The following is a 9369-nucleotide window of genomic DNA, read 5'->3' on the forward strand; positions in this document are numbered from 1 at the left end:
AATCCTCCTCAGGCGGGGCTTGCTAGCGAGGCGATCAGGCCAAGCGCGCGCGTGATGCGGTCAATGTTGAGGCGCGCTGCGGCGCGGCGCTGCGCCGGTGTGAGCCGGCCGGCGAGCGCATCGCGAAGACTGGCCTGTGCCTTGGCGGCGAGGTCGATGGCATCGGCGACCTGCGCAGCGCGAGCCGGTCCGTCTTTCGCGGCCTCGCGCGCTGTGAACACCCGGCCGGCGAGCTGCTCACGCTGGTCGGCGGACAGGCTCGCGCGGTTGCGGATGTACGTCCGAAACAGGGCATTGCCGTAGAGGTCGTCGGCGTTGCGCGCCGCTCCCCTGCCCCAAGTCGTGACCTGCGCCGAGAGCAATGCGAGTGCGCGGTCGACGACGGCCCCACGCTCGACAACGAGAGCCCGCACATCGCGGGTCTGCCGCGCTTCGCGTGCGAGCTCGTCGGCAAAGGCGATCAGCGCGACAAGGCTTTGTCCCTGCTCGCTGGCGACGGCTGCATTCACATTCGGCAGGTCGGTGCCGGCGACGAAGTTGGTGAACCGGGCAAGCCGATCTGCCTTGTCGGCAAAGGCGGTAATCTCAGCCGAGACGTCGGATTTGGGCGCATCGAGGATCGCAGCCAGTGCATCGGCATAGTCGCTGATCGCGGCGATCAGGGCGATGCGCGGCTCCAGCACGGCGCGCGGGCTGCTGCCGATGTCGATCTCGAACGCGGTGTAGCCCGGCGATGGTTCTTCGCCAGAGAGGCACAACGGCGCTGCCGGCGCCGATCGCGTAATAGGCACCTGGATTCGTAAAGGCGTCGCCGGCAGGCAGCTCGGATCGCTCGCGACCAGTGCGGCCGCTGCCTCACGGCGACGTTGCTCTATGGCATCGAAGTAGCTGGCGGTCGCGGTCACCGCCTCGCGGCTTCGGGCTTGGACCGTCCCGGCAGCCTCCAGCCTGATTGCGTTCGTGGCGCACCCAGCCAGAAGCAGTGGAGCGATCATCAGCGGTAGAACGGCACTGGCGCAGCGGCGCATGGCAGTCTCCTTCAGCTTTCAGGCATCATGCCCTCGAACTTCGCACCTCCCTCCCCTTTCTGCGCCTAGGCAGGCGCGGTGGCCTTGGTCGCTCCGGCAGCCGATCGCGGGGCCGCAGGGTGGTGATGGCATTGACGATACTGGTGATGAGCGTGGCGATCCCCACCAGCATCGGGCCGTCAATCATGTCGGTCATGTCTCCCGACTCCATGTTGATCCGACGGCCCATGTTCCACGTTTGTTCTGTGTAGGACAGGTTTAATTTCGCTTTCAGAGCAGAATGTCCTCCGGCCCCGCAATCAGCCGTCGAACGCTCGTGCCAGTTGTCGCCTCCTCGTTCGAGAAACCGTCGAAACGGGCCAAGTCTCCGAAGTCGAGAGCAGTCAGCTTTGCGATCGCAGTGACGGAGCGCTGATAGGTCTTGAACGCACCGAAAAGCAGCGTGTGCTCATCCAGATCGACATCGTGATCGATAAGGTAGGCCGATGCTGACGGACGCCCGTCATCATGGATGAAAGCGACGACTTTCCAATAGGCGAGCGGGATCGCGATGCCGCGATAGACCGGATCGTCCGCCCTGAAGACCGGGCCGGTGAACACGCTTGCGAGCTCGCCGACCCTTCGTGTGTTGCCGAGGATATAGTCCTCTAGGCTGAGCCACGTGCGCTGATTGAAGGCGGAGAGCTGTGGCGCGCAGTTGGTGAAGTGGAAGGTGTCGCGATTGGCGATATCGGCGCTCTGCCCCCAATTCGGATCTTCGCGGCGGACCAGGTGCCCGCGGTCGAAGTCGTTGTTGGCGTAAAGCTCGTCCCCGGCCTGGGCCTCTTCGGGGATACGTCCGTCAAAGGCCCATGGGTCGCCTCCGCGCGGAACCGAGACGCTGGCGCTGCCGTCGATGTTGACGCCGGTGAAGAGCGACAGGCGCCGGCTCTTCGACATGACGACCGTGAAATGCTCATAGTCGAGCCGTCCATCATTGCGGTCGGCGACAGGCAGGACGTCGGCTGTAATCGCAGAGGTCCCGGGCAGCGGCACAACAAACTCGCCGAGATGCTCGGCTTTGTAGCCCTGTCGTCCTGCAAAGGAGGAGGCTGACGATATGCGGACCGGGGTTGCCTCTGGCGCAAGCAAGTCTTTGTCCGTCGACGTAATAGGCCGCAGGTCGCTCAGGCGGGGTCGATAGGACAGGTCGATCACGGGGTTTCTCCGATGGCTTCACGTCGGGCTCGCTCAAGGCGCAGTCGTTCAAACGATCAATGGGTCCTGATGGGTCTGGATCAGCCTGATAAGAGCGGAAAACGGCAGGCGCGTTTCATCGAGGCGCGGCCCCTTCGGCTTTGCCTCGGTTCGGCCGAGAGCGATCAGCTGACGCCGGTTTCGCACCTCGACCAGCAGCGTGCCGCGTTCCGCCCGGCTGAAGGCGCGATCGAGACCGTAGAGCCACCGAGACTGTCCGAAAACCGCGTACTGGATACCGTGCGATGCCGCGGCGGTGTAGCCTGCGGGCATGGCGTACATCGAAGGTCATGCGCGCGACCAGGCGCTGCTGCTGCCGGCATCGGTCGAGGACTATGTAGCGGCGGACAATCCGGTGCGGTTCATCGATGCTTTCGTCGATGACCTCGATCTGGGCGGGGCCGGTTTCCTGCGGGCGCAACCGAAGGCGACGGGGCGGCCGGGTTACGATCCGGCCGACATGCTCAAGCTGTACCTGTACGGCTATCTCAATCGGGTGCGCTCGAGCCGGCGCCTGTCGGCGGAAGCGGGCCGCAATCTCGAGCTGATCTGGCTGCTGCGCGGGGTCCGGCCGGACTTCAGGACCATCGCCGATTTCCGGCGCGACAACCGTGCAGCGTTCAAAGCAGTGTTTCGCCAGTTCGTGGTGCTGTGCCGCAAGCTCGACCTGTTCGGCCGCGAGTTGCTGGCGGTCGACGGGACGCGACTGAAGGCGGTGAACAGCCGGTCGCGCAACTTCAGCCGCGAGCGGTTGGCGACGTATCTCGCCGCAGCGGACGCGCGCCTGGATCGCTACCTCACCGAACTGGACGAGATCGACCGCGGCGAAGATGGGGCCGGTACCGGCCGCGCCGAGGCGCTGGTAACCAAGATCGCCAAACTGCGCGAGCAGCGTCAGGCGAGCGCGGCGCTGCTCGGCCAGTTGGAGGAGAGCGGCGAGGGGCAGATCTCGCTTACCGATCCCGATGCGCGCCTGATGGTCGCGCATTCAAAGGTGACGGTTGGCTACAACGCGCAGGTGGCGGTCGATGCAAAGCACAAGCTGATCGTCGAACAGCACGTCACCAACGCCTGCAACGACATGGGCTTGCTGGCACCCACCGCCGGTGCGGCAAAGGAGTTGCTCGGGGTCGAGCGGATCGAGGCGGTCGCCGACATGGGCTACCACAAGGGCGAGGACATTGAGGCGTGCGAGGCGGCGGGCATCACGCCGTACATCCCCCGCCCGCATCGCGGCACTGCCGTTGGCAACGGCCTCTTTCCCAAGGAGCGGTTCCGCTACGATCCGGCAACCGACGCCTATCACTGCCCCGCCGGGCAGGTACTCGCCACCCGCTACAACTCGGTGACGCGCGGGCATGTGTCGATCCAGTATTCCAGCCCTGCCGCATGTGCCGGCTGCCAAATGAAGGCGCGGTGCACCAAGGGGCGCTGGCGGCGTATCAACCGCTGGGAGAAGGAAGAGATCATCGAGCGAATGGCCGAGCGCCTCGCCATGCGGCCCGACATCCTCGTCCTCCGCAAATCGACGGTCGAGCACCCGTTCGGCACGATCAAGCAGTCCATGAACCAGGGCGCGTTCCTGATGCGCGGGCTGGAGAAGGTCCGCGCCGAGTTCAGCCTGACGGCACTCGCCTACAATCTAAGGCGGGCCATCACCATCATCGGGGTGCCGGGGCTGATCCAAGGCGGTACAGGCCTGATCTACACCGCCAGTTGCGTCGGTATGGCGTCCAATAGGAACGGCAGGACGGTCCATTGCAGCCTGACGAGCGAGCAAAAGCATGAATTTTCGCGTCCCACCATCTTTCCGGCAGGTTACACGCCGGGACCTGCTCACCCAGCAGTTTTCGGACGGTCTCCACCCGGCTGCGGCCTCGACCAGCATCGCCTCACAGCGGGCGAGGTCATCGTCGTGGCGGCATTCGCGGATGCGCTCCACGCTAAGCGCGCGTGCCGTTTCGCGCGTGCGTCGATAATGCTCGCTGCTCGGCTCCTCGAGGGCGAACAGCCGGTGCATGAGACGCACCCATGCGCCCATGCTCTCCCACGCGAAGGCCTTGGAAGCCTTCCGCATTGCCGGCCGGTAGGCTTTCATCGGCGGCATAGTGCGCGGTGGTTGCTTGTCCCCGTAGAAGAGGTCGGGTTCGCGCCAGCTCATTCGACCGGCTCCAGGTCGCGCAGCTCGGTCAGTTCGATTTTGGCGGTGCGCTCCGCACCCACGGCATCGAAGAAGACGTAGCAGTGGTCGTCGAAAGGCGCACCGCAGAGACGCCACACAACGCCCTCGCGGCCAAGGTAACGCTGAATACCAAAGGCAGGATCGACGGAGCCCGGCGCGTCGACCAGCCTCACGCGCCGGCGCAAGCTGAGCCAGTTCCCGGCCTTGCGGACAATCGCAGCTTTCTGCTCGGGAGAGAGGATGGACGGGCGATCTGACCGGGGCGGGCCGTAGGTGGCAAAATGATCGCCTTTGATGCGCTCCAGCTTCTGCTCGACTGTCTCGATAGGCGCTCGGGCCCATTCAGGAGCTGCGGCGTGGCGACGATAGTGCGTCATCGTCGTCGAGGAGAAGAGATCCTGTTGATAACCGATGACGCGCCGTCGACGCTGCGCCTCGGCATAGTCGGCACGCCAGCGATCATCATCCGTCTTCGGCCTCGGCAGTGCGTCAGCCAGACGCACAGCCGCGATCAAATCCTCGAACTCCTCACGGAAGACGGTCGCGATGCGAGGATCGTACCTCATCGCAGCACGCGTGCGATGTGGCCGGCGTAGACCGACACGACCTTCCAATAGGCAGCCATCGGTGCCTTGTGTCGGCGCCAGCACTCCTCGGCACGGATCTGCGCATCGGCCCGCAGATCGAGCAGAAGCTGACGGAGTTCGGCACGCGCGGCCGGCGACAGCGTCTGAAGGCGCGCCGCACTGGGCAGCGCTAATACCGGATTGCGGACGTGTGGTCGGTTCGACCGCAGCGCAGGGTCGGGACGCTGCATCATGTGTCCCACGCCTTGTTTACATTGGCCGATCGTTCCGTCTGCCGCTGCATGCCTCAAGGCGTTCATGGCGAGCTCCCGGATCCCTATGACCCGTCCTTCTCGCCCCCCTCCTCTTCGTGCGCCGGTCGCGCCTCGGTGATCTCCGGATTGCTACAGCATCAAGGCAACGGGGTCGGCACTTCGTGCAGCGGCCTCGTAGCCGCGGTGCCACGCCCGATCTAAGCGACTGCCAGCGCGAAAGCCGCTCGCGGTGTGTCCGAACACATATGCACGCCAACCCGCCTTATCCGCCTTCCACTCGGCATCAAGGTGGACCCGATTGAGAAGTGGTAACGACCTGATGGTGCGCAGTAATCGGAGTTGACGGCCTTGCATGGCCTGCGCCTTAATGCCGGGCATCGACGATCTCCTGATGCTGTGAGGTGAACGTGCCTGATCTGGCTGCTACGCCGTCGCTTGCCGTGAATCCGGCCCGCTCAGGGGCTGCCCCGCTCTGGATCGTAGCTGCGCTGTTGATCCTGCATCAGGTCGCGCTCACCCTGATCCACTACATCGTCGGGCCAGCTTGGGGCCTTGATCCGGCCTCGGCGTCTCTCACTGCGGCGACGATCGTGCTCGCGGCGCTGCTTATTATCGGGGTGGTGGTGCTCGACGTTCGACGTCTAGGGCGCGCATGCACGTTACTTCTGGTTGGTCCGGCCTGGGATCGCCGGACTGCAAGCACGATGGTCTTGGGCCTTGCTGTCGCGCAAATTCCTCTCGGCATTCTCGCGCTGCAAGGGGCGACGGTCTGGCAGTCGGGCGCTGCCAGCAATCTGGTGATCGGCCGCGCCCTGGTCGCATCGTTGTCCGGCCCGGCAGGTTTTGCCCTGCTGGTTGCTACAGTGATCGTCGCACCTATCGTCGAGGAGCTATTATACCGAGGCTACTTGCTGGGAACGCTGGTCGCTCGCGGCTGGCGCGTCGCTGCGGTGCTAGTGTCAGCCGTCCTCTTTGTGACGCTGCATTTCGAGCCAGCTAACCTGGTTGCTTCGCTCTGCCTCGGTTGCGGGACTGGCATCTGTGCGCTGCGCACGCGTTCGATCGTGCCCGGGATCATCGTCCATGTTGCGAGCAACGCCTTCGGGATGTGGTATGCCACCCTAGCCGCGTGAGCCCGATCGGTGGGGACGCACGTTCCCCAAAGGATAAAGGGGACAAGCGATGACTACCTATCCATTGAGCGAGCCGGCAACGGCCTATGCGAGCGACGACGAAGGCGAGGCAACGTCGACCGTCCTCTCGAAGGGGACGTTGAGCGAGTGCGCGGCATTCGTCGAGGCGATGCCACACGACGAACGGGTGCCGACGGCCATCAAGATGGACGCACTGGATATGAGCTTCGGCCCTGCCGAGGTGGACGATCTGCTTCGTTACCTGCGGGATGAGGACGCGGGCATGTCGAACAAGGACGTCGCCGAGGTTGCCGCCAAGATCGAGTGAAGCGCCTCGCGCCGTGAGGTCAATCTGTCCTCCAAAGCGCAATGCTCAGCTTTTGCGCCGTTGAAGGCCTGATCGAGGTCGCGCCGCTGGTCCGAGTCAGAGGTCGTCGCGCATCATGATCGTAAGCACCCGCCGGGTGACGCTCGTATCGGCCGGGTCTTCCGAGCCGTATTCAAGTGCGAGATCGTAATAGTCGATCGCGAAGTAGACCGTGTGGCCGCGAATCTCGAACTCTCCGCGGTTCCGCTCCCGGTCGCGGGCATCAAACGTGTGCGTGCGCAACGCCGCCAAGATCTCGATTTGCACCGCGATCGCCGGAAGACCGACCTCCGCGAACGTTGCGAGGCAGGATCGTGTGATGACGGTGCGCGACCGCCGGTCTAACCCCTGCCGGCAGCGATCGTTAAGTGCGCCGATGATCTCGGTGCGCGACGGCTGAACGACGATGTCCATTGTCTCTCCCTTCGGGTAATCAAGCGTCATGCAGATCTTCGCGATCGTTATCGCACTGCTCGGCGCGGGCTCGTTCGAGGGCATGGCGCTTCTCTACCGGCGCCGTATCATTCCGGCTGGTCCGCTGATCGCGCTGGCGACCAGCATCTTCCTGACGATGGTTGGCCTGACCATCATCGGTCTCGCCTCGCCCACGACCATCATCGTCGGTCCGCCCGCCGCGGATCACAACTGAAGCCTCTCAGGCCGCGAGCATCTCGCCCGCCGGTCGGGTCAGCAACCCTGCGTTGAAGCGCTCGAGCCAATTCTGCATCGTCGGTCGCTCGCTGATGGGTACAAGGGCGGCCACGTCCTGGAACCGGATCAGATCGAGCGGCGCGTCTCGCCAAATTCTGTCGATCTCGCGCGCAGGCAAGAGACCTTCTGCCCGGATGAAATCGGTCATTCGGCCTGGGCGAGCCTTGGTCGAGCGACGCCATAGACCCTCGACGGTGTGGAGTCTTGGAGCCGCCCTCGCTTCTACCAAGACGATCAACGGAAGGCACCAGCGAGGAAGGTCGCGGATTTCCTCAGGCTTGTTGGCGATGCACAGCCAGCAGGCCGATTTCGGGGGTACTGGCAGACCTTCGGCAATGATGCGGCCAACGCAGTCATCGCGGTCCCAGCCCCATTCGCGCAGCGGCGATTGGCAATCGTATAGCGGATCCTCGATCGACAGCGCGTGGTTCGCGCGGAGCGTATCACGTGGGCCTGCGTCATAGCCGATGAGGCGCGTGACGCGCTGCCCGCGGGCCCAGGCGTCGATGGCCGGTTGCCAGTTGGCGAGAAAGGCGTCCTGCGGCGCCTTCTTGTATTTGAGGCTGCAGCTCGATCCGCCAAGGCTCTTGCTCGGCAGGGTGGCATTGGTGAGGCACATCTCCAAGAGGCCGTAATAGGGTGGCCAGTGCTTGAACCGCTTGGGAGTGTACGAAACCAGTTCATGCCGGATGCCATGCCCGTCCATCCAGGGACGGATCACGTCCAGATAGGCGTATGTCGCGGGTTTCTCGACGCCGGTGTCGGCGCTCAGCACAAGGTCGGGCTTCTGCCCACGCGAGACGAGCTCAACCAGTAGCGCCGTGCTGTCTACGCCGATGCCGTAGGCGAGGACGACGGGAGGGGGCGGCATGTCCATGTCAGATCCCTCGATGGTTGAAGTGGGCAACCACGCCGGCGAGTGCTGCGGCCTCGGCCAAGGCGGCACGCATCACGGCTTCGGCGATGGCGGGCATGCGGAAGGTGATGGAGGTTCCTTGCCGTATCGGATCAGGCGAGATCGCGATCGGGCGCCTGCCGGTCCACGCGCCGGCGGTGATGTGGGCGCTCCATCCCTGATGGGCCTCGTGCGACCAGGACCTAACAATCACGTCTCGGCCAGCGAGGCTGAAAATGCCGAAGCGTGGTAACGGGTGAGCAAAGATCGCGCCCGGCTCGTCGAGCCCTTTGCCGTCGTCGTTGAGCTGGAGCAGCTGGTCGCCCGCCGTACCGATCAAGGCGACGTCGACACGAGATGCGCCGTTCGCGCGGGCAGTTTGTAGAAGCTCGAGCAGCACGTCGCCGATCCTGTCGGCGAACAACTCCTGAACCGTGGCAACCGCGCTTGGCGCGGCGCTCGGTGCAATCGATGCTGGAAGCATGGCAGGTCCCTTCGGTCGGGAGCGAGGGCTATCCCCGCATCTGCCTGTCCCTTCCCCCTTCCCTTTGCCGGCCTTGGGCTACCTGGTCAGCCTTGGTTCCCCGCCAAGGCGGTCGCGAGCGCCACCAAGCTGGTCTAGCGCCTTGCGGAGAAAGAGCCCTTCCGAACTGTCGGGGTCGACCGTGGTGGACCGCCTCGCGCGGGGTCACTGGTAGCGGGGACGCTCGACCGGGAAGTGCGCGGGCGGGAGGCCGGTGAAGGAGAAGGCGCGGTAGCGACCGCCTTCGTAGAGGACAGAATCGACGCTGCGCCGGTGACGCTGCAGGCGCTCAAGCAGACGGTTGGCGCGGCGGACCGCCGCGATCGCCGCTTCGTCGGTCAGGTAGAAGCCGATCGCGCGAACAAAGCGGCCGGTGTCGTAATGTTGGGTAGGGAGGGTGGCGCCTACGAGAGGACACCCCACTCCCCCCCTCCGAACCGGACGTGCAGCTTT

At 64.6% G+C, this 9369-nt stretch carries 13 protein-coding genes; 4 read left to right on the forward strand and 9 right to left on the reverse strand.

Annotation, left to right across the window (positions count from 1 at the left end; genetic code table 11):
- Positions 1 to 8: 8 nt before the first annotated feature.
- The 3 genes from AC07U4_RS20875 to AC07U4_RS20885 form a co-directional block, all read right to left on the reverse strand.
- Positions 9 to 1028, reverse strand: coding sequence for a hypothetical protein (locus tag AC07U4_RS20875; protein ID WP_495196902.1), 1020 nt, complete (start codon positions 1026 to 1028; stop codon positions 9 to 11).
- 270 nt (positions 1029 to 1298) lie between these two features.
- A complete protein-coding gene (locus AC07U4_RS20880; protein WP_495196903.1) occupies positions 1299 to 2225 on the reverse strand; it encodes a DNA/RNA non-specific endonuclease in 927 nt (308 codons plus the stop codon).
- A gap of 48 nt (positions 2226 to 2273) precedes the next feature.
- Positions 2274 to 2546, reverse strand: a complete 273-nt coding sequence (locus AC07U4_RS20885; RefSeq protein WP_495196904.1) for a hypothetical protein — start codon at positions 2544 to 2546, stop codon at positions 2274 to 2276.
- On the opposite strand from AC07U4_RS20885, the gene AC07U4_RS20890 reads away from it, so the two are divergent.
- Positions 2536 to 4506, forward strand: a complete 1971-nt coding sequence (locus AC07U4_RS20890; protein WP_495196905.1) for an IS1182 family transposase — start codon at positions 2536 to 2538, stop codon at positions 4504 to 4506. The genes AC07U4_RS20885 and AC07U4_RS20890 overlap by 11 nt on opposite strands.
- On the opposite strand, the gene AC07U4_RS20895 is transcribed toward AC07U4_RS20890, so the two are convergent.
- The gene (locus AC07U4_RS20895; RefSeq protein WP_495196906.1) at positions 4422 to 5012 is read right to left on the reverse strand and encodes a hypothetical protein; all 591 of its coding nucleotides are present in this window, start codon (positions 5010 to 5012) and stop codon (positions 4422 to 4424) included. The genes AC07U4_RS20890 and AC07U4_RS20895 overlap by 85 nt on opposite strands.
- Positions 5009 to 5266: a hypothetical protein gene (locus AC07U4_RS20900; RefSeq protein ID WP_495196907.1), complete on the reverse strand. Its 258-nt coding sequence runs from the start codon at positions 5264 to 5266 to the stop codon at positions 5009 to 5011. The genes AC07U4_RS20895 and AC07U4_RS20900 overlap by 4 nt, the downstream gene beginning before the upstream one ends.
- Positions 5267 to 5694: 428 nt before the next feature.
- Between AC07U4_RS20900 and AC07U4_RS20905 the strand changes: the two genes are divergently transcribed.
- Both AC07U4_RS20905 and AC07U4_RS20910 read left to right on the forward strand, forming a co-directional pair.
- Positions 5695 to 6420 (forward strand): CPBP family intramembrane glutamic endopeptidase, encoded by a 726-nt coding sequence (locus tag AC07U4_RS20905; protein WP_495196908.1) that lies wholly within the window; start codon positions 5695 to 5697, stop codon positions 6418 to 6420.
- 64 nt (positions 6421 to 6484) lie between these two features.
- Positions 6485 to 6748, forward strand: a complete 264-nt coding sequence (locus AC07U4_RS20910; protein ID WP_495196909.1) for a hypothetical protein — start codon at positions 6485 to 6487, stop codon at positions 6746 to 6748.
- 96 nt (positions 6749 to 6844) lie between these two features.
- On the opposite strand, the gene AC07U4_RS20915 is transcribed toward AC07U4_RS20910, so the two are convergent.
- The gene (locus AC07U4_RS20915; protein ID WP_495196910.1) at positions 6845 to 7201 is read right to left on the reverse strand and encodes a DUF3768 domain-containing protein; all 357 of its coding nucleotides are present in this window, start codon (positions 7199 to 7201) and stop codon (positions 6845 to 6847) included.
- 28 nt (positions 7202 to 7229) lie between these two features.
- On the opposite strand from AC07U4_RS20915, the gene AC07U4_RS20920 reads away from it, so the two are divergent.
- Positions 7230 to 7436, forward strand: coding sequence for a hypothetical protein (locus tag AC07U4_RS20920; protein WP_495196911.1), 207 nt, complete (start codon positions 7230 to 7232; stop codon positions 7434 to 7436).
- Positions 7437 to 7442: 6 nt separating this feature from the next.
- Here the strand turns inward: AC07U4_RS20920 and AC07U4_RS20925 are convergent, their stop codons facing one another.
- The 3 genes from AC07U4_RS20925 to AC07U4_RS20935 form a co-directional block, all read right to left on the reverse strand.
- Positions 7443 to 8375, reverse strand: a complete 933-nt coding sequence (locus AC07U4_RS20925; protein ID WP_495196912.1) for a hypothetical protein — start codon at positions 8373 to 8375, stop codon at positions 7443 to 7445.
- Between the two features lies 1 nt (position 8376).
- On the reverse strand, positions 8377 to 8877 hold the full coding sequence (locus tag AC07U4_RS20930; protein WP_495196913.1) for a hypothetical protein: 501 nt from the start codon (positions 8875 to 8877) through the stop codon (positions 8377 to 8379).
- A gap of 204 nt (positions 8878 to 9081) precedes the next feature.
- A complete protein-coding gene (locus AC07U4_RS20935) occupies positions 9082 to 9339 on the reverse strand; it encodes a hypothetical protein (RefSeq protein ID WP_495196914.1) in 258 nt (85 codons plus the stop codon).
- Between the last annotated feature and the right edge of the window lie 30 nt (positions 9340 to 9369).

This window comes from Sphingomonas sp. GW821-FHT02B09 (assembly GCF_059421875.1).